The organism is Frondihabitans sp. OV104, assembly GCF_057787745.1.
In genome coordinates this window covers 3,470,524-3,489,113 of sequence record NZ_CM173541.1, presented here as the reverse complement: position 1 = coordinate 3,489,113, position 18,590 = coordinate 3,470,524, and the positions used below count along the sequence as shown (strand labels likewise).

General features: G+C 69.1%; 21 protein-coding genes. 2 read left to right on the top strand and 19 right to left on the bottom strand.

Annotated elements, in window-relative coordinates:
- Positions 1-8: 8 nt before the first annotated feature.
- The 5 genes from tsaE to glmS are packed head-to-tail and all read right to left on the bottom strand — an operon-like array spanning position 9 to position 5,108.
- Positions 9-521: a tRNA (adenosine(37)-N6)-threonylcarbamoyltransferase complex ATPase subunit type 1 TsaE gene (gene tsaE, locus AC3CBB_RS16565; protein WP_488625414.1), complete on the bottom strand. Its 513-nt coding sequence runs from the start codon at positions 519-521 to the stop codon at positions 9-11.
- Positions 518-1,789, bottom strand: coding sequence for an alanine racemase (gene alr / locus AC3CBB_RS16560; RefSeq protein ID WP_488625413.1), 1,272 nt, complete (start codon positions 1,787-1,789; stop codon positions 518-520). Before alr (AC3CBB_RS16560) ends, tsaE begins: the two co-directional genes overlap by 4 nt.
- The gene (alr, locus tag AC3CBB_RS16555) at positions 1,786-2,886 is read right to left on the bottom strand and encodes an alanine racemase (RefSeq protein WP_488625412.1); all 1,101 of its coding nucleotides are present in this window, start codon (positions 2,884-2,886) and stop codon (positions 1,786-1,788) included. Before alr (AC3CBB_RS16555) ends, alr (AC3CBB_RS16560) begins: the two co-directional genes overlap by 4 nt.
- A complete protein-coding gene (locus AC3CBB_RS16550; RefSeq protein ID WP_488625411.1) occupies positions 2,883-3,257 on the bottom strand; it encodes a holo-ACP synthase in 375 nt (124 codons plus the stop codon). The genes alr (AC3CBB_RS16555) and AC3CBB_RS16550 overlap by 4 nt, the downstream gene beginning before the upstream one ends.
- A gap of 3 nt (positions 3,258-3,260) precedes the next feature.
- Positions 3,261-5,108, bottom strand: a complete 1,848-nt coding sequence (glmS, locus tag AC3CBB_RS16545) for a glutamine--fructose-6-phosphate transaminase (isomerizing) (protein WP_488625410.1) — start codon at positions 5,106-5,108, stop codon at positions 3,261-3,263.
- 65 nt (positions 5,109-5,173) lie between these two features.
- On the opposite strand from glmS, the gene coaA reads away from it, so the two are divergent.
- Positions 5,174-6,124, top strand: coding sequence for a type I pantothenate kinase (coaA, locus tag AC3CBB_RS16540; RefSeq protein ID WP_123506965.1), 951 nt, complete (start codon positions 5,174-5,176; stop codon positions 6,122-6,124).
- Positions 6,125-6,143: 19 nt separating this feature from the next.
- On the opposite strand, the gene AC3CBB_RS16535 is transcribed toward coaA, so the two are convergent.
- The 11 genes from AC3CBB_RS16535 to infA all read right to left on the bottom strand — a co-directional run bounded on the left by AC3CBB_RS16535 (position 6,144) and on the right by infA (position 14,102).
- A complete protein-coding gene (locus tag AC3CBB_RS16535) occupies positions 6,144-7,322 on the bottom strand; it encodes an MFS transporter (protein WP_488625409.1) in 1,179 nt (392 codons plus the stop codon).
- 27 nt (positions 7,323-7,349) lie between these two features.
- Positions 7,350-8,720 carry a phosphoglucosamine mutase gene (glmM, locus tag AC3CBB_RS16530; protein WP_488625408.1) on the bottom strand — a complete coding sequence of 457 codons (1,371 nt, stop codon included), beginning with the start codon at positions 8,718-8,720 and terminating at the stop codon, positions 7,350-7,352.
- Between the two features lie 19 nt (positions 8,721-8,739).
- Positions 8,740-9,225, bottom strand: coding sequence for a 30S ribosomal protein S9 (gene rpsI, locus AC3CBB_RS16525; protein WP_123506963.1), 486 nt, complete (start codon positions 9,223-9,225; stop codon positions 8,740-8,742).
- A gap of 31 nt (positions 9,226-9,256) precedes the next feature.
- Positions 9,257-9,703 (bottom strand): 50S ribosomal protein L13, encoded by a 447-nt coding sequence (gene rplM / locus AC3CBB_RS16520; RefSeq protein ID WP_123506962.1) that lies wholly within the window; start codon positions 9,701-9,703, stop codon positions 9,257-9,259.
- A gap of 172 nt (positions 9,704-9,875) precedes the next feature.
- Entirely contained in the window at positions 9,876-10,784 is a 909-nt protein-coding gene (locus AC3CBB_RS16515; protein ID WP_488625407.1) for a tRNA pseudouridine synthase A, read from the bottom strand.
- A 99-nt stretch (positions 10,785-10,883) separates the two neighbouring features.
- Complete coding sequence (gene rplQ / locus AC3CBB_RS16510) at positions 10,884-11,486, bottom strand: 50S ribosomal protein L17 (RefSeq protein ID WP_488625406.1); 603 nt, start codon at positions 11,484-11,486, stop codon at positions 10,884-10,886.
- Between the two features lie 46 nt (positions 11,487-11,532).
- Complete coding sequence (locus AC3CBB_RS16505) at positions 11,533-12,525, bottom strand: DNA-directed RNA polymerase subunit alpha (RefSeq protein WP_123506959.1); 993 nt, start codon at positions 12,523-12,525, stop codon at positions 11,533-11,535.
- A gap of 191 nt (positions 12,526-12,716) precedes the next feature.
- The gene (gene rpsK, locus AC3CBB_RS16500) at positions 12,717-13,115 is read right to left on the bottom strand and encodes a 30S ribosomal protein S11 (RefSeq protein ID WP_055799944.1); all 399 of its coding nucleotides are present in this window, start codon (positions 13,113-13,115) and stop codon (positions 12,717-12,719) included.
- Positions 13,116-13,157: 42 nt separating this feature from the next.
- Positions 13,158-13,532, bottom strand: coding sequence for a 30S ribosomal protein S13 (rpsM, locus tag AC3CBB_RS16495; RefSeq protein WP_123506958.1), 375 nt, complete (start codon positions 13,530-13,532; stop codon positions 13,158-13,160).
- A gap of 144 nt (positions 13,533-13,676) precedes the next feature.
- Positions 13,677-13,793: a 50S ribosomal protein L36 gene (rpmJ, locus tag AC3CBB_RS16490; RefSeq protein ID WP_055965025.1), complete on the bottom strand. Its 117-nt coding sequence runs from the start codon at positions 13,791-13,793 to the stop codon at positions 13,677-13,679.
- An 87-nt stretch (positions 13,794-13,880) separates the two neighbouring features.
- Complete coding sequence (infA, locus tag AC3CBB_RS16485) at positions 13,881-14,102, bottom strand: translation initiation factor IF-1 (protein ID WP_055965022.1); 222 nt, start codon at positions 14,100-14,102, stop codon at positions 13,881-13,883.
- Between the two features lie 273 nt (positions 14,103-14,375).
- Between infA and AC3CBB_RS16480 the strand changes: the two genes are divergently transcribed.
- Positions 14,376-15,677, top strand: coding sequence for an LCP family protein (locus AC3CBB_RS16480; RefSeq protein WP_233580043.1), 1,302 nt, complete (start codon positions 14,376-14,378; stop codon positions 15,675-15,677).
- A 97-nt stretch (positions 15,678-15,774) separates the two neighbouring features.
- Here AC3CBB_RS16480 and map read toward each other — a convergent pair whose 3' ends face one another.
- The 3 genes from map to secY are packed head-to-tail and all read right to left on the bottom strand — an operon-like array spanning position 15,775 to position 18,553.
- A complete protein-coding gene (map, locus tag AC3CBB_RS16475) occupies positions 15,775-16,608 on the bottom strand; it encodes a type I methionyl aminopeptidase (RefSeq protein WP_488625405.1) in 834 nt (277 codons plus the stop codon).
- 8 nt (positions 16,609-16,616) lie between these two features.
- Positions 16,617-17,234, bottom strand: coding sequence for an adenylate kinase (locus AC3CBB_RS16470; protein ID WP_123506955.1), 618 nt, complete (start codon positions 17,232-17,234; stop codon positions 16,617-16,619).
- On the bottom strand, positions 17,231-18,553 hold the full coding sequence (gene secY, locus AC3CBB_RS16465) for a preprotein translocase subunit SecY (RefSeq protein ID WP_123506954.1): 1,323 nt from the start codon (positions 18,551-18,553) through the stop codon (positions 17,231-17,233). Before secY ends, AC3CBB_RS16470 begins: the two co-directional genes overlap by 4 nt.
- Positions 18,554-18,590 lie beyond the last annotated feature (37 nt).

Here is an 18,590-nt window from a genome sequence, read left to right as displayed (position 1 = left end):
TCGGCGGATCAGAGCGGGAGCGCCACGCCGTCCCAGCGCGGCCCGTGCCCCTCGACGACCACCTGCCGCGGCTCGTCGATCTCCGCCTCGGCCTCGGTCTCCGCCTCGAGAGCGGCTGATCCCGCCCCCGTCGGCCTCTCGATCGTCACCTCGAGCCACGACTCCGTGACGCCGTCGAGCAGCCCCGCGCCCCACTCCACGACGACGATCGATCGGTCGTAGTCGATGTCGAGGTCGTCGAGCTCGGCCGCGGAGCCCAGCCGGTACGCGTCCACGTGCACCAGCGGCGGCCCGCCGGCGTGCAGCGCGGGGTGCGTGCGTGCCAGCACGAACGTGGGCGACGCCACCTGCCCGCGCACCCCGACGCCGAGGCCGAGTCCGCGCGTCATGGTCGTCTTGCCCGCTCCGAGGGGGCCGGTCAGCACCAGCAGGTCGCCCGCGCGCAGGAACCCGCCCACCCGCCGCCCGAACCTCTCCATGGCGCTCGAGTCGTCGATCGTCCCCTCCCACACGACCGTCACAGGTCGGCGCTCTCGGAGAGGCCGGCACCCTCAGACAGGTCAGCGCCCTCAGAGAGATAGGCCCGCGGCACCCGCGGGCCGATCCCCGAGCAGACCTCCTCGCCGATCGTGCCGATGACCTCGGCCCACTCTCCGACCGTCATCTCGCCGCGCGAGCCGGTGCCGAACAGGGTCACCTCGTCGCCGACCTCGACGGGGTCGTCGCCGACGTCGATCAAGAACTGGTCCATGGCGACGCGGCCGACGATGGGGTACCGCTTGCCGCGGAGGGCCACGGAGACGCCGTGCTGGGCGCGTCGCGACACCCCGTCGGCGTAGCCCACGGGGACGAGGGCGACGGTGGTCTCGTGCGGGGCGCGGTAGGTGTAGTCGTACGAGACGCCCGTTCCTGCGGCGATCCTCTTGACCCGGGCCACGCGGGCGCTGAGCGTCATCACCGGGGTGAGTCCGCGGTCGGCGGCCGAGACTCCGTCGGTGACGGGGATGCCGTAGGTGTTCGAGCCCATGCGGACCATGTCGAGGCGGAGCTCGGGCCGCTCCATGCCGGCGCTCGAGGCGGTGAGATGCCGGCGGTCGAACCGCGCTCCGAGGGAGTTCGCGCGCTCGACGGCCTCGGTGAGCAGCACGGCCGAGTCGGTGTCTTCGTCGTCGGAGGCCTCGGCGAGGTGCGAGTAGATGCCTCGGAGACGGATGACTCCGGCGCCGACGAGCTCGACGGCGCGAGTGACGAGCGGCTCCCAGTCGGCGGGCAGGACGCCGTCGCGGTGCAGGCCGGTGTCGACGTTGAGGTGCACCAGCGCGGTCAGCGCCGGGTCGACGGCGCCGCCCGAATCGGGGCTCGACGCCTGCGAGACGGCCTCGACGGCGCGGGCGACGGACTCGAGCTGCGCGAGCGACGAGATGCCGAGGTCGATCCGCTCGGACACGGCGCGCTCGAACGTCTCGGTGAACGAGAACTGCCAGGCGAAGAGCGCGACTGCGTCGGGGTCGGCCGTGCCGTCCGGCCCGGCCGGCGGACGGAACCCGGCGGCGCGCAGCTCGTGGGCGTTGCGGAGGTCGAGCGTGCCGAACCAGCGGACCCCGACCTCGAGCGCGGCCGCAGCGAGGTGGGTGGCGCCGTGCCCGTAGCCGTCGGCCTTGACGACGGCCATCAGCTCGGCGGGAGCGACCAGCTCGCGCAGGCGGCCGAGGTTCGAGCGGTACGCGTCGAGGTCGATCGTCGCCCGGCGCAGCCACGGCGCAGAGGACGGCGATGTGCGGGCGCTCATCGGCAGCTCCTCGGCAGCCGCGGCGACAGAGTCGCGACGACCTCGTAGTTGATCGTGCCGGTGGCGTCGGCCCAGTCGGCGGCGGTGGGGTGGCCTGCGGCCTCGTCGCCCCAGAACACGGCCTCGTCGCCGAGGCGCACGGGGTCGGCCGCGTCGTCGGGCCCGATGTCGACCGTGAGGGCGTTCATGGCGACGCGGCCGACGACGGGGCGCATCCTGCCGCCGAGCAGCACCCGGGCGCTGTTGCCGGCGTGCCGGGCGATGCCGTCGGCGTATCCGATCGGCAGCAGCGCCAGCCGGGTGTCGACGCTCGCGCGCCAGGTGTAGCCGTACGAGGTGCCCTCGCCGGCGGGGATCGCCTTGATGCCGATGACCGGAGCCGACAGGGTCATCGCGGGCCTCAGACCGAGGTCGGCGCTGGCGCGGTCGTCGAACGGGCTCAGGCCGTACATCGCCAGCCCGAACCGCACCATCGTGATGCGCGACGCCTGGTACGACAGCGCGGCCGCCGACGCGGCGAGGTGCTGCAGCGGCGGAGTGATGCCGCGCTCGGCGAGCAGTCCGACCGCGCGCACGAACGCCGCCATCTGGTGGCCGTCCTCGTGCGGCGACGTGTTCGAGAGGTGGGTCATCAGCCCTTCGATCTCGACGACGCCCGCGAGCTCGGCCGCCCGGTCGAAGAGGGCTGGCCACTCCGACGAGGTGGCGCCGTTGCGGCTGAGCCCCGTGTCGATCACGAGATGGACCGCAGGAACTCCTGCGGCAGCACACGCCTCGAGCTGCTCCAGGTCCGAGACCGCCGGCGTGATGCGGAACGCCGCCGCCCGCTCGAACGTCTCGCCGGGTGCGTGCAGCCAGCTCAGGATCGACGCGTCGACGCCGCCTTCGCGCAGGGCCACCGCCTCGTCGAGGTCGACCACGCCCAGCCAGTCGACCCCGGCCTCCTCGAACGCCAGCGCCGATTCGACTGCGCCGTGGCCGTAGGCGTTCGCCTTGACGACGGCCATCACGGCGGCGGGGGCGACGGCGCGGCGGAGCACGTCGACGTTGTGCTGCAGCGCCGCGCGGTCGACCGCGACGACGGCCTCGCGGGTCACGAGCCGCTCTCCGCGACGACGAACGCCGTCGCGATGCCGGCGTCGTGGCTGAGCGAGAGGTGCACGCGCGTCACCGACCGGGACTCGGCCAGCACCGCGGCACCGCCGCTCAGCAGCAGAGAGGGCGCGCGCTGGTCGTCGGCGCCGACGACCATGTCGTGCCAGGAGATCCCGGTCGACCCGCCGACGGCCTTGATGAACGCCTCCTTGGCGGCGAACCGGGCCGCGAGCGACTCGATCCGGCGCGGCTCGCCCTCGCGGACCAGCTCGGTCGGGGTGAACAGCCGGGCGAGCAACGCCGGGGTCCGCTCGAGCGAGCGCTCGAAACGGCCGACGTCGACGACATCGACCCCGATCCCCACGATGGCCACGAGCTACTCGACCGTGACGCTCTTGGCGAGGTTGCGCGGCTGGTCGACGTCGAGCCCCTTGGCGCTCGCCAGCTCCATGCCGAAGATGTGAAGCGGGACGACCGCGAGGAGCGGCTCGAACAGAGGCGCCGCGAGCGGGATGTGCAGCACCTCGTCGGCGAACGGCAGGACCGCCGCGTCGCCCTCCTCGGCGATCGCGATGACGCGTGCGCCGCGAGCGCGGATCTCCTGGATGTTCGAGACGACCTTGGCGTGCAGCGATCGCGGGTCGCGAGGCGACGGCACGATCACGAAGACGATCTGGCCCGGCTCGATCAGAGCGATGGGGCCGTGCTTCAGCTCGCCGGCGGCGAAGCCCTCGGCGTGGATGTACGCGAGCTCCTTGAGCTTGAGAGCGCCCTCGAGCGCGATCGGATAGCCGACGTGGCGGCCGAGGAAGAGCACGGAGCGGGTGTCGGCCATCCAGCCGGCCAGCGTCTTGATGCGCTCGCCGGTCTCGAGCACTCGCGAGATCTTCTCCGGGATGGCCTTGAGGTCGTCGACCTGCTCGACGATCTCGTCGGCGGTCAGCGTGCCGCGGATCGTCGCGAGGTGCAGGCCGAGCAGGAAGAGCGCCGTGCCCTGCGCGACGAACGCCTTGGTCGACGCGACAGCGACCTCGGGGCCGGCGTGCGTGTAGATGACGGCGTCGCTCTCGCGCGGGATCGTCGCGCCCTGCGTGTTGCAGATCGACAGCACCTGGGCGCCCTGCTCGCGAGCGAACTTGACGGCCATGAGGGTGTCCATCGTCTCGCCCGACTGGCTGATCGACACGACGAGCGTGTGCTCGTCGAGCACCGGGTCGCGGTAGCGGAACTCGTGCGCGAGCTCGACCTCGACGGGGAGGCGCGACCACTGCTCGATCGCGTACTTGCCGAGGATCCCGGCATAGGCGGCTGTGCCGCAGGCGATGATGATGAGCCGGTTGACGGTGAGGAGGCGCTCTCGGAGCGGCTCCAGATCGTCGAGGTGCACGGCGCCGTCCACGGCGCGGCCCAGCAACGTGTTGGCGACGGCCTCGGGCTCCTCCGAGATCTCCTTCGCCATGAAGCTCGACCAGCCGCCCTTCTCGGCCGCCTTGGCGTCCCAGGTGACCTCGAACTCGGTGGCCTCGACGGGGTTGCCGTCGAAGTCGACGACGGTGACCTCGTCGGCGGTGATCGTGACGAGCTGGTCCTGGCCGATGGCCATGGCGCGATGCGTGAACTCGATGAACGCGGCGACGTCGGACCCGAGGAAGTTCTCACCGTCGCCGAGGCCGATGACCAGCGGGGAGTTCCTGCGCGCCCCGACCACGACGCCGGGCTGGTCGGCGTGCACCACCAGCAGGGTGAAGGCCCCCTCGAGGCGCTTCACGACCGCGCGAAGGGCCTCGCCGAGGTCGCCGGTCTCGCGGTAGGCGCGGGCCACCAGGTGAGCGGCCACCTCGGAGTCGGTCTCGCTCAGGAACTGCACTCCCTCGAGCAGCAGCTCTTCTTTGAGCTCGGAGAAGTTCTCGATGATGCCGTTGTGGATGAGGGCGAGCCGGCCGCCGTCGGCGAGGTGCGGGTGCGCGTTCTGGTCGGTCGGGCCGCCGTGCGTCGCCCACCGCGTGTGGCCGATTCCGGTGCTGCCGTCGGCCAGCGGCGCCGCGGTCAGGTCGTCGACCAGCATCTGCAGCTTGCCGGCCTTCTTGCGCATGCCGAGCAAGCCGTCGGGCGCGATCACGGCGATTCCGGCCGAGTCGTAGCCCCGGTACTCCAGACGCTTCAAGCCGCCGAGGAGAACCTCGACGCTCTTGTCAGAGCCGACATATCCAACGATTCCACACATGCCAGCCAGCCTATTCGACGCCGCCCGGGGACTCGTCCGCCGCTCGGCGTATAGCCTCTCTACTTATGGCCGATGCGACCGCAGCCGCTCCCCCGACCCACCCCACCCCGTTCGTCGAGATCCATCGCGACGCGTGGGCGGCGTTGGCACCTCGGGCGCAGAATCCCCTGACCGAGACCGAGCTGGTGCAGCTTCGGGGGCTGGGCGACCGGCTCGACCTGCAGGAGGTCAGCGACGTCTACGTGCCGCTCAGCCGCCTCATCAACCTGTACGCTGCCGGTGCCCGGAACCTGCATCGGGCGACCAGCGACTTCCTCGGCGAGCGGGCCCAGCGGACCCCGTTCGTGATCGGCGTCGCCGGGAGCGTCGCCGTCGGCAAGTCGACCGTCGCGCGCCTGCTCCGCGAGCTGCTCTCGCGCTGGAGCGACACCCCGCGCGTCGAGCTGATCACCACCGACGGGTTCCTGTACCCGAACGCCGAGCTCGAGCGTCGCGGCATCATGGACCGCAAGGGCTTCCCCGAGTCGTACGACCGACGATCGCTGCTCAAGTTCGTCTCGCTGGTCAAGAGCGGCGCCCCCGAGGTGCGCGCGCCGTTCTACTCGCACCTCGAGTACGACATCGTGCCCGGTGCCGAGGTCGTCGTGCGCCAGCCCGACATCCTCATCGTCGAGGGCCTCAACGTGCTGCAGCCGCCCATCGGCGGCCGCCTCGCCCTGTCCGACCTGTTCGACTTCACCGTCTACGTCGACGCGCGCACCCACGACATCGAGGACTGGTTCGTCGAGCGGTTCCGATCGCTGCGCGAAGGCGCGTTCAACCAGAAGGACTCGTTCTTCCATCGCTTCGCCGAGATCCCCGAAGACGAGGCGCTCGGCTTCGCCCGGCAGGTCTGGCGGAGCGTCAACGAGCCGAACCTGAAGCAGAACGTGCAGCCCACCCGCTCGCGCGCGACTCTCGTGCTGCGGAAGGGCGCCGACCACAAGGTGGCGTCGGTGCTGCTCCGGAAGATCTAGAGGCGCCTCTCCACGGGCCTCAGCTCGCGGGAAACCGCCGCCGACCCGAGAAGGCGAAGACGCACACGATTGCGGCCGCGACGGCGAATCCGATCCCCGTCTCCGAGAGCCCCACGAGCTTCACTGCGACCCCGGCGAGGATCGCGGGGACGGAGATCGCGAGGTACGCGACGATGAAGTAGGCGCTCGTGGCCTCCGTCCTGACGGCATCCGGCGAGGCACCGGTGATGGCGCGCAGGCCGAAGCTGAAGAGGAGTCCCTGACCCGCGCCCGAGACGATCGAGGCCACTACCAGAAGGGCCAGTGACGCGAGGGGCAGGGCCGCCGCCAGCACGGCCATGCCGATGAACAGGAGCACGGCGCCGAGCGCGATGGCTCGCCGCACCGCGAGACCGCCGAAGGCGATCTGCGCCGCGGCCGACGCGATGAACAGCGAGGCCGTCACGACGCCGACGACGAGGGGCGAGTGGATGCCGAGCACGGTCCCGACGAAGTTCGGCGCGACCGATGAGAACAGGCCGCAGACCGCGAAGCCCGCCGTCGCTCCGAAGGCCGCCGCCGCGAACACGGAGCGCGCTTCGACCGGCACACCGGGCCGCTGCAGGCGGAAGCGGGCTCCCGGCTGCTTCTCCACGCTCTCTCGGATCGCGAGGAGGGCGATGCCGGCGATGACGAGAAGGACGGCGTGCATCACGAACGGCGCCCTGGTCGGCCACGGCGTGAGCTGCGCCACGAGTCCTGCGAGGAGCATGCCGAGGCCTAGGCCGCCGATGTTCGCCGCCGTCGCGAGAGGTCCGGCGATGCGGCGCTTCGAGTCGGGTGCCGCCTCCAGGACGGCGACCGTGCCCGTGCTGGTGAGGATGCCCGCAGAGAATCCGGAGATGATGCGACCGATGAAGAGCAGCGACTCGGCCGTGCCGATCGCGAAGAGCACGGCGCTGATCAGCGAGAGCACGATGCCCGCGAGGAGCAGCGGCTTTCGCCCGACGACTTGACTGAGGCGGCCGACCGTCACGAGAGCGACGATGACACCGCCGGCGTACACCGCGAAGAGCACCGTCGTCGTCGAGCCGCTGAAGCCGAACTCCCGCTGCAGCTCCGGGTAGATGGGCGTCGGCAGCGTGGTGCCGATCATGACCACGGCGAAGACGAAGAGGGTTGCGGCGAAGCCGAGAGTCGAGCGGGGGTTGGACGTCACCGGTCGACGGTACCGCTCCGGAGTCGGCTAGGCGGGCGTGGCGGCCAGCTGCACGCGGACGACGTCGGCGAGACGGTGCGCGATGCGGTCCGCGTCGTCCTGCGACGCCGCCTCGACCATGACGCGGACGAGCTGCTCGGTGCCCGACGGGCGAAGGAGCACCCGCCCCGAGTCGCCCAGCTCGGCCTCGGCCTCGGCGACGGCTGCGGCGACGACCTCGTTGCCGCCGAGGGCCGAGCGGTCGACGTCGCGGACGTTGATCAGGATCTGCGGGAAGACGGTCATGACCGAAGCGAGCTCGGCGAGCGACTTGCCCGTGCGGGCCATCTCGGCCACGAGCGAGAGGCCGGTGAGGATGCCGTCGCCGGTGGTGGCGTGCTGCTGGAAGACGATGTGGCCCGACTGCTCGCCGCCGAGGCTGTAGCCGTGCTCGTTCATGGCCTCGAGCACGTAGCGGTCGCCGACGCCGGTCTCGACGACCGCGATCCCGTTGTCGCGCATCGCGCGCTTGAGGCCGAGGTTCGACATGACGGTGGCGACGAGGGTGTCCTGGGCGAGGTCGCCGCGCTCCTTGAGCGCGATGGCGAGGATCGCCATGATCTGGTCGCCGTCGATGGCGGCGCCCGAGGCGTCGACAGCCAGGCACCGGTCGGCGTCGCCGTCGTGGGCGATGCCGACATCGGCGCCGTGCTCGAGCACGGCGGCGGCGAGCTGGTCGAGATGGGTCGAGCCCACGCCGTCGTTGATGTTGATGCCGTCGGGGTCGGCGCCGATGACGGTGACACGGGCACCGAGGTCGTGGAAGACCTCGGGCGAGACGCCGGCGGCCGCGCCGTGGGCGCAGTCCAGCACGACGTGGATGCCGTCCAGGCGGTTGCGCACCGCACCCATCAGGTGCACGACGTAGCGGTCTTCGGCATCGGCGAACCGCCGGATGCGGCCGACGTCGCCACCCACCGGCATGAGCCGGGGGGCGTCCATCGTGGCCTCGATGCGGTCTTCGACCTCATCGGGCAGCTTCGTGCCGCCGAACGCGAAGAACTTGATGCCGTTGTCAGGAGCCGGGTTGTGCGACGCGCTGATCATGACGCCGAAGTCGGAGCCGGAGTTCTCGACGAGGAAGGCGAGAGCCGGCGTCGGAATCACCCCGGCATCGAGCACGTCGACCCCGGAGGACGCGAGACCGGCGGCCACCGCAGCGGCGAGGAACTCCCCCGAGATGCGAGGGTCCCGCGCGAGGACGGCGACAGGACGTCGCCCCTCGGCGCGGCGGGCATCGGCGTGATGCCCCTTCGTGAGCACGACCGCGCTCGCCTGGGCGAGACCCAGGGCGAGCGCGGCCGTCAGCTCACGGTTGGCAAGGCCCCGAACTCCGTCGGTTCCGAAAAGTCGCGTCATCGCGAAGCCTCGCCAGGTGTTAGCGCTTGGAGAACTGAGGAGCCTTACGGGCCTTCTTGAGACCAGCCTTCTTGCGCTCCTTGACGCGAGCGTCGCGGCTGAGGAAGCCCGCCTTCTTCAGCTCGGCGCGGTTGTTCTCTTCATCGATCTCGTTCAGCGTGCGGCTGATGCCGAGGCGGAGGGCGCCGGCCTGACCCGAAGGGCCACCGCCGGAGATCTTCGCGACGACGTCGTACGAGCCGAGCAGGTCGAGGACCTTGAACGGGTCGTTGATCAGCTGCTGGTGCAGCTTGTTCGGGAAGTAGTCCTCGAGGGTGCGGCCGTTGACGACGAAGTTGCCGGTGCCGGGGACGAGGCGCACGCGGGCGATGGCCTGCTTGCGACGGCCGACGGCGCCGCCGCCGACGGTCAGGACGGGGCGGGGAGCTGCAGCAGCGACAGGAGCGGCGCTCTCGGTCGTGAAGCTCTCGGGGGTGGATTCGATGGAATCGGCGATGCTAGCCACTGTAATAAGTCCTTTAGGTCTTCAGCGGTCGCTACTGGGCGACCTGGTCGAGGGTGTACACCGTGGGCTTCTGCGCGGCGTGGGGGTGCTCAGGACCCGCGTACACCTTCAGCTTTGCGATCTGGGCGCGGCCCAGCGAGTTCTTCGGCAGCATGCCTCGGATGGCCTTCTCGACGGCGCGAGTCGGGTGCTTCTCGAGCATCTCGGAGTACGTCTGAGCCGAGAGGCCGCCCGGGTAGCCCGAGTGGCGGTAGGCCAGCTTGGTCTGGAGCTTCGAGCCGGTCAGGGCGATCTTCTCGGCGTTGATGACGATGACGAAGTCGCCCATGTCCATGTGCGGAGCGAAGGTCGGCTTGTGCTTGCCGCGGAGGAGGGCGGCGACGTGGCTGGCGAGACGGCCGAGAACGATGTCGTTCGCGTCGATGATCAGCCACTCCGGCTGGACATCAGCCGGCTTGGGGGAGAAAGTGCGCGTCACAGTAGTGCTGCTTTCTTGTCGAGGTGAGAGGTTCGTGAATCCCGCTCCGTTGCCATTCGATCGCGATGCGGGCGAATGAGTCAGGTGGAGGGCTCAACTTCGGGTGAAGCGCGCAGTTGCGCAGACACCAAGGGGATACGTTACAGGATCACCGGCCGGGCGGCAACAGGCGTCACATCGACTGACGGCGGGCCCGCGTGACGGACGCGCGGGCCCCGAGTTCCTGCGCTTCGGGGTAGCGGACCTCGCGCAGCGTGAGGCCGTGGGCCGCCGCCACCTTGAACTGCCCCTTGCGGGCCCGGGAGTCGCGGATCCGCACGGCGTCGTCGACCGCGAGCAGCCCCTGCCCCACGGCGAGCGTGGCGCCGACCAGCGACCGGACCATGCTGTGGCAGAAGGCGTCGGCGCGGACACGCGCGACCAGCACGCCGTCGGGGTCGCGACGCCAGTGGAACTCCTGGAGGGTGCGGATCGTCGTGGCGCCTTCGCGCTGTCGGCAGTAGGCGGCCCAGTCGTCCAGGCCGAGGAGCGAGAGCGCGGCGGCATTCATGAGGTCGACATCGACGGTGACGTCGGTCCATAGCGTGTCGAGACGGCGGATCGGGTGCCGGGGGCCGGTGAGGTCCGAGACGCGGTACTCGTACTCGCGCCACAGCGCCGAGTAGCGGGCGTCGAAGGCGCCGTCGACGATCGTCGCGTCGGTGATGAAGAGGTCGTCCTCGGCGCCGGCCAGGCCGTTGATCCGCCGGGCGAGGCGCTTCGCGGGCGGGAAGGGAGGGTACTTCGTCTTGTTGCGGTGGGGAACCTCGAGGAAGGCGAGCTGTTCGGGGCTGAGGTCGAGGTGGGCGACCTGGCCGGTCGCATGCACGCCCGTGTCAGTACGACCGGCGACGATGAGCCTCGGAGCCGGGAGCGTCCGCTGGAAGGTGGTCGCCATGGCCGCCTCGATCTCGCCCTGGACGGTGCGCAGGCCCGGTTGCGTGCTCCAGCCGTTGAATCGGGTGCCGTCGTACGAGATGTCGAGCCGGAGTCGCGTGTCTCCGCTCTTCAGCCGAACCTCGGGCTCGGGGGCGTCGCTCATCACGAGAGAAAAGTCTACGCACGCGACCGCCGGCGGGACGCCAGAAGGCCCGCCTCCCGGAGGAGGCGGGCCTTCACGGCTGTGGTGCGGTGGAACGGACTACTTCTTGTCGCCGTCGGCCGGAGCCTCGTCGGCCGGAGCCTCGTCGGCGGGGGCGTCCTCGAATGCGGCCTCGGCGTCAGCCTCGGTCGTGCCCTGCGCCTCGGCCTCGGGGGCCTCGGTGGTCGCCTCGATGATCGTCTCGTCGGAGGCGGTGAGCTCTTCGGCGGGCTCCTCGATGAGGGCCTCGGTCGTCGCGGGGGCGGCGGCCTTCTTCGACGAGGACTTCTTGGCCTTCGGGGTCACCGGCTCGAGCACGAGCTCGATCTGGACCATCGAGGCGTTGTCGCCCTTGCGGAAGCCGAGCTTCGTGATGCGGGTGTAGCCGCCTTCGCGGAGCTCGAGCAGCGGCGCGACCTCCGACATCAGGATGTGCGTGGTCTCCTTGTTGCGGAGGATGCTCATCACGCGACGACGCGAGTGGAGGTCGCCGCGCTTCGCGAACGTGACCAGGCGCTCGGCGACGGGACGGAGGCGCTTGGCCTTCGTCTCGGTCGTCTTGATGCTCTTGTAGGTGAACAGCTGACCGGCCATGTTGGCCAGGAGGAGACGCTCGTGGGCGGGACCGCCGCCGAGGCGGGCACCCTTCGTGGGCTTGGGCATAGTGGATTCCTAAGTGTGTGAGTGAGGAGGGCGGGCGGGCGGAGACCTAGTTGGTCTCCTCCTCGTCGTAGCCGCTGTAGAAGTGGGCGCCGTCGAAACCGGGCACGGTGTCCTTGAGCGAGAGGCCGAGCTCGACGAGCTTGTCCTTCACCTCGTCGACCGACTTCTGACCGAAGTTGCGGATGTTCATCAGCTGCGTCTCGGACAGAGCGACGAGCTCGGAGACCGTGTTGATGCCCTCGCGCTTGAGGCAGTTGTACGAGCGGACCGACAGGTCGAGGTCTTCGATCGGGGTCTGGAGCTCGCTCGAGAGGACGGCGTCGACGGGAGCCGGGCCGATCTCGATGCCCTCGGCCGCGTTGTTGAGCTCGCGAGCGAGTCCGAACAGCTCGGTCAGCGTGCGGCCGGCCGAGGCGATGGCGTCGCGGGGGCTGATCGCGGGCTTGGTCTCGACGTCGACGACCAGGCGGTCGAAGTCCGTGCGCTCACCGGCACGAGTCGCCTCGACGCGGTAGGTGACCTTCAGGACGGGCGAGTAGATCGAGTCGATCGGGATCTGGCCGGCCTCGGAGAACTCCGAGCGGTTCTGCACCGCGGTGACGTAGCCGCGGCCGCGCTCGATGGTGAGCTCCAGCTCGAACTTCGCCTTGTCGTTCAGCGTCGCGATGACGAGCTCGGGGTTGTGCACCTCGACACCGGCCGGGACCGAGATGTCGGCGGCGGTGACCTGACCGGCGCCCTGCTTGCGCAGGTAGGCGGTGATGGGCTCGTCGTGCTCGCTCGAGACGACCAGGCTCTTGATGTTCAGGATGATCTCGGTGACGTCTTCCTTGACACCGGGAACGGTCGTGAACTCGTGCAGGACGCCGTCGATACGGATGCTGGTGACAGCCGCTCCGGGGATCGACGAAAGGAGGGTGCGACGCATCGAGTTGCCGAGCGTGTAGCCGAAGCCGGGCTCGAGGGGCTCGATCACGAAGCGGGAGCGGAACTCCGAGATGTTCTCCTCGGTGAGAGTGGGGCGCTGTGCAATGAGCACTGTGGATTCCTTTCGGCGAAGAGTCCGCTATATGACTCTTGGCGGTACGACTGGGTGGCTGTCAGTCGGTCTTTTGAGTTGTGAGGTGCCCCGAGTGCGCGGACGCGCCCGGGTGACGGTAGAACGAGGCGAGCGCCGCGGCCTCTGACACCCCGGGAAGGGGCTGTCAGAGGCGCGGCGCGACGCTTAACTCAGACGCGACGGCGCTTCGGCGGGCGGCAGCCGTTGTGCGCCTGCGGGGTGACGTCGTTGATCGAGCCCACCTCGAGGCCGGCGGCCTGGAGCGAGCGGATCGCGGTCTCGCGGCCCGAGCCCGGACCCTTCACGAACACGTCGACCTTCTTGACGCCGTGCTCCTGCGCCTGACGCGCAGCCGACTCAGCGGCGAGCTGTGCGGCGAACGGCGTCGACTTGCGCGAGCCCTTGAAGCCGACCGCGCCGGACGAAGCCCAGCTCAGGACGGCACCGGACGGGTCGGTGATCGAAACGATGGTGTTGTTGAACGTCGACTTGATGTGGGCCTGGCCCACAGCGACGTTCTTCTTCTCTTTACGGCGGGGCTTGCGCGCGGCCGACTTAGGTGCTGCCAATTTTTTCTCCTACAACCTTGAAGGCTACGGCGGACGCCGGGCCTAGCGAGCCTTCTTCTTGCCGGCGACGGTGCGCTTCGGGCCCTTGCGGGTGCGAGCGTTCGTCTTGGTGCGCTGTCCGCGGACGGGCAGGCCGCGGCGGTGGCGGATGCCCTCGTAGCTGCCGATCTCGACCTTGCGGCGGATGTCGGCGGCCACCTCACGGCGGAGGTCACCCTCGACCTTGAAGTTGCCTTCGATGTAGTCGCGGAGCGCGACGAGCTGGTCGTCGGTGAGGTCCTTGACGCGGATGTTGCCGTCGATCTCGGTCTCGGCCAGAGCCTTGAGCGAGCGGGTGCGGCCGACTCCGTAGATGTAGGTCAGTGCGACTTCCACGCGCTTGTCGCGCGGGATGTCAACGCCTGCTAGACGTGCCATTGTGGCTTCTCCTTGAGAGATGGTGGAGGTGTGTCGCAGCGCCGGTGCCAGGGCCTCCGCCCGGGGTGTCCCCGTCCCGCGCCTCTCGGCGCCGGACGGTTCTGGTGCTGCAGTGGGGTGATGCTGGTGGAGCTAGGGAACCGCTCAGCCCTGGCGCTGCTTGTGGCGCGGGTTGCTGTTGCAGATCACCATGACGCGACCGTTGCGGCGAATCACCTTGCAGTGCTCGCAGATGCGCTTGACGCTGGGCTTGACCTTCATGTTGCTTCCTTTTGACTCGCTGGCCTCGTGCCCGACGGGTGCGCCGGGCCGTTCCTTTCCAGAACGCGCCGTGTTTCTAGGACTGGCCTACTTGTATCGGTAGACGATCCGGCCGCGGGTCAAGTCGTAGGGGCTGAGCTCCACGATCACACGGTCTTCGGGGAGGATGCGGATGTAGTGCTGCCGCATCTTGCCGGAGATGTGCGCGAGAACCTTGTGTCCGTTGCTCAGCTCAACGCGAAACATCGCGTTGGGCAGCGCTTCGACCACTGCGCCTTCGATTTCGATGACACCGTCTTTTTTGGCCATAGCCTCACTGTCGCTAAAAATTGGTTGTTCTGGTCTTGCGGGGAGTGGCGCCGGAGAATGACCTGTCGCGGCTCAAGCGGATTCACAGGAAGCAGCTTGAAGATTGCACGCGGGCAGGCGCCCACGGCACCAAGGGTCAATCTTATGGGATTGCGCTACTGTTTGCCAACCTGGTGGGTCAACTCGACACGCCGCAGTCGACCCTGAGTCGTTCGGTTCGTCCGCCTACGGCGATCACCGGGCGTGCGCCTCAGAGCAACGAAAGAGAGACCCGTGCCCGAAGAGCGTTCGAGCCGCCGAGCCCCCCGTATCCCCGGCGCCGCCCGCCATGGCCGCCTTGGTCGACCTCACCCGATCCGCTTCGCGGCGATGATCGTCGCGGTCGCGCTGGGCGTCTCCGTCGTCACGGTGGCGGGTGTCGGCGCCTACGCCTTCCACGACGTCGCCAGCTCGGTGAAGAGCGTGTCGATCGGCTCCAAGGAAGACAGGATCGCCCAGCAGACCTCCATCGGAGCCATCGAGGGGGGCGCCAACATCCTCCTCGTCGGCAGCGACACGCGCTCCGGCCAGACCGAGGTGCAGGCCGGCGTCGCCGACGGCAGCCGCAACGACGTCACGATCCTGATCCACCTGTCGGCCGACCACAAGCAGATGACGGCCGTCAGCTTCCCGCGCGACCTGATGGTCGACATCCCCTCCTGCACCGGCACCGACGGGTCGACCTTCCCTGCGCTCTCCTATCAGCAGTTCAACACGACCCTCGGCCAGGGCCTCGGCTGCACGGTCGCGACGGTCGAGTCGATGACCGGCCTCACCATCCCCTACGCAGCCGAGATCACGTTCGACGGCGTCATCTCGATGTCGAATGCGATCGGCGGGGTCACCGTGTGCGTCGCCTCCCCCATCGTCGACAGCGACACCGGCCTCGATCTGACCGCCGGCAAGCACGTCCTCCAGGGCTCGACCGCGCTCGCCTTCCTCCGCACCCGTCACGGCGTCGGCGACGGCAGCGACCTCGCGCGCATCTCGTCGCAGCAGGTCTTCCTCTCGGCGATGATGCGCAAGATCGCGTCCGCCGGAACCCTCGGCAACCCCGTCAAGCTCTACGCGCTGGCGTCGGCGGCCGTGAAGAACATGACGCTCTCCACCAGCCTCAGCAACACCGACACCATGGTCGAGCTCGGCCTGGCTCTCAAGAACATCGACCTGTCGAACGTCCTGTTCGTCCAGTACCCGACGACGGCCGATCCCCAGGACTCCAACCGGGTCGTGGCCAGCGAGGCCGACGCCACAGTCCTGGACACAGCCCTGCAGAACGACACGAAGTTCTCGCTCGGCGACGACAGCACGGGCCGGGCATCGCAGGCGGAGTCGTCGGGCACCTCCGGCAGCGGCGCCTCGTCGGGCACGTCGACCGGCACCTCATCGGGGTCGTCCGCCTCCAGCGGCACGTCGTCGTCGACAGCCACCGGCAAGGCCACCTCGACGCCGACCTCCTCCTCCACGGCCCTGCCCTCCACCATCACCGGGCAGGCGGCCTCCGAGGCGACCTGCTCCGTCGGCAACGGCTACTAGAAGAAGCACTCGTCAGCGCAGGAACGGCGCCCACCGACTCCGGTGGGCGCCGTTCTGACGCGGTGGCAACGGCACCTGGCTCGACCGGGGTCCGGGGCTACGGGATCGGGACGGGCCTGATGCCGAGCGGGGCCAGCCCCGCGGCTCCGCCGTCGGCCGCCGTCAGCACCCAGATGCCGTCCGCGTGCACCGCCACCGAGTGCTCCCAGTGCGCGGCATCGGAGCCGTCGACGGTCGTGACCGTCCAGTCGTCGTCCTGGGTGACGGTGTCGATGCCGCCGGCGGTGATCATCGGCTCGATGGCGACGACGAGACCGGGACGAACTGCAGGGCCGCGGCCGCGGACACGGTAGTTGAAGACCGGGGGTTCCTCGTGCATCGATCGGCCGATGCCGTGCCCGACATAGTCTTCGAGGATCCCGAACTCGCCCTGCTCTTCGACGTAGCCCTCGATGGCGTCGCCGACCTCGTTGAGGTGCTTGGCCGACGCGAGAGCGGCGATGCCGTGCCAGAGCGACTGCTCCGTGACGCGGTTGAGGGTCGTCCGCACGAGGGCGCGATCGTCGTCGGGGTCGCCGTCCAGCACGAAGGAGCGGGCGCTGTCGCCGTTCCAGCCGTCGAGCTGGGCGCCGCTGTCGATCGACACGATGTCGCCGGGCTGCAGCACCCGACCGCCGGGGATCCCATGGACGACGTCTGCGTTCACCGACGAGCACACCGTGTGACGGTAGCCGGGGACCAGCATGAAATTCGGCTCACCCCCGCCGTCGCGGATGACCCGCTCGGCGATCGCATCCAGCTCACCCGTGGTGACTCCGGGGCGTATCGCCGCCGCCACAGCATCGAGGGAGGCACTCGTCAGCAGCCCCGGCGCCACGAGGCGCCGGAGTTCGTCGGGTTTCTTGTAGATGCCCGGCTTGGAGAACGCCACTGCCCGCGTCAGGCCGCGGCGGTGGGGCGGATGCCCCGTGCCGACAGCACTTCGTCGATGCGGTCGGCGACCTCGTCGATCGTGCCGAGACCATCGACCTCCAGAAGGATCCCGCGGTCGGCGTAGGCCGAGATGAGCGGACCCGTCTCGCGGAGGTAGACGTCCTGGCGATGACGGATCGCATCTTCAGTGTCGTCGCTGCGCCCCTGGTCGACGGCGCGCTTGCGCAGACGCTCCACGATCTCGTCGCGATCGGCGACGAGCTGGACGACGGCGGTGAGTTCGAGGCCCGACGACGCGAGGAGGGCGTCGAGGTGCGCGACCTGGTCGGACGTGCGCGGATAGCCGTCGAGGAGGAAGCCCTCGGCCGCGTCGGACTGTGCGAGGCGGTCGTCGATGAGCTCGTTGGTCAGCGAGTCGGGCACGTAGTCGCCAGCGTCCATGATCGCCTTGACCTTGAGGCCGAGGGGCGTCTCGTTCTTGACGTTGGCGCGGAAGATGTCTCCCGTCGAGATGGCCGGGATGCCGTACGACTCGGCGATGCGCACCGCCTGTGTGCCCTTGCCGGCGCCGGGAGGCCCGACGATCAGGAGACGTGCGCCGTCCGCACTCGGACCGTCGGTCATCGAAGGAGCCCCTCGTAGTGACGCTGCTGCAGCTGGGAATCGACCTGCTTCACGGTCTCGAGACCGACACCGACGATGATCAGGATGCTCGCCCCGCCGAAGGGGAAGTTCTGGTTCGCCCCGACGGTGGCCAGCGCTATGAGCGGGATGAGGGCTACCAGGCCCAGGTAGAGCGATCCGGGGAGCGTCACGCGCGTCAGGACGTAGTCGAGGTAGTCGGCGGTGGGTCGACCGGCGCGGATGCCGGGGATGAACCCGCCGTACTTCTTCATGTTGTCGGCGACCTCTTCGGGGTTGAACGTGATCGCCACGTAGAAGTAGGTGAAGCCGATGATGAGCATGAAGTACAGGAGCATGTAGAGAGGCTTGTCGCCCGAGGTGAGGTTCGTCTGCACCCAGGTGACCCAGGCAGCCGGAGCCGAGCCGTCGGAGGGCGTGTTGAACTGGGCCACGAGCGCCGGCAGGTACAGCAGCGACGAGGCGAAGATGACGGGCACCACGCCGGCCATGTTGACCTTGATCGGGATGTACGTGTTGTTGCCGCCGTAGGTTCGGCGACCGACCATCCGCTTGGCGTACTGGACGGGTATCCGCCGCTGCGACTGCTCGACGAAGACGACGAGACCCATGATCACGATGCCGACCACGATGACCATCAGGAAGACCTCGAAGCTCTTGGCCTGCTCGATGGCCCAGAGGGCCGTGGGGAACTTGGCGGCGATCGAGGTGAAGATCAGGAGCGACATGCCGTTGCCGATGCCGCGCTCGGTGATGAGCTCACCCATCCACATGATGAGTCCGGTGCCGGCCGTCATGGTGATGACCATGAGGAGGATGGCATACCAGGCGTTGTTCGTGATCAGCTGGCTGCACTCGGAGACGGTCGACGAGCCGAACAGCGCACCCGAGCGGGCGACGGTGATGAGGGTCGTCGACTGGAGGATGCCCAGCGCGATCGTGAGGTAGCGCGTGTACTGCGTGAGCTTGGCCTGGCCCGACTGACCCTCTTTGTAGAGGTTGTCGAAGTGCGGGATGACCACGCGGAGCAGCTGCACGATGATCGACGACGTGATGTAGGGCATGATGCCCAGCGCGAAGATCGAGAGCTGGAGGAGCGCGCCGCCGGAGAACAGGTTGACGAGCTCGTAGAGACCGGACGTCGACTGGTTGCCGGCCAGGCAGACCTGGACGTTGCTGTAGTCGACGAACGGCGAGGGAATGAAGCTTCCCAGGCGGAAGAGCGCGATGATGCCGAGCGTGAACCCGATCTTTCGGCGTAGGTCGGGTGTGCGGAGAATCCGCGATACAGCTCTGAACACAAGGGCCTCCCGGTGATGAGGATAGACGACTGATGGG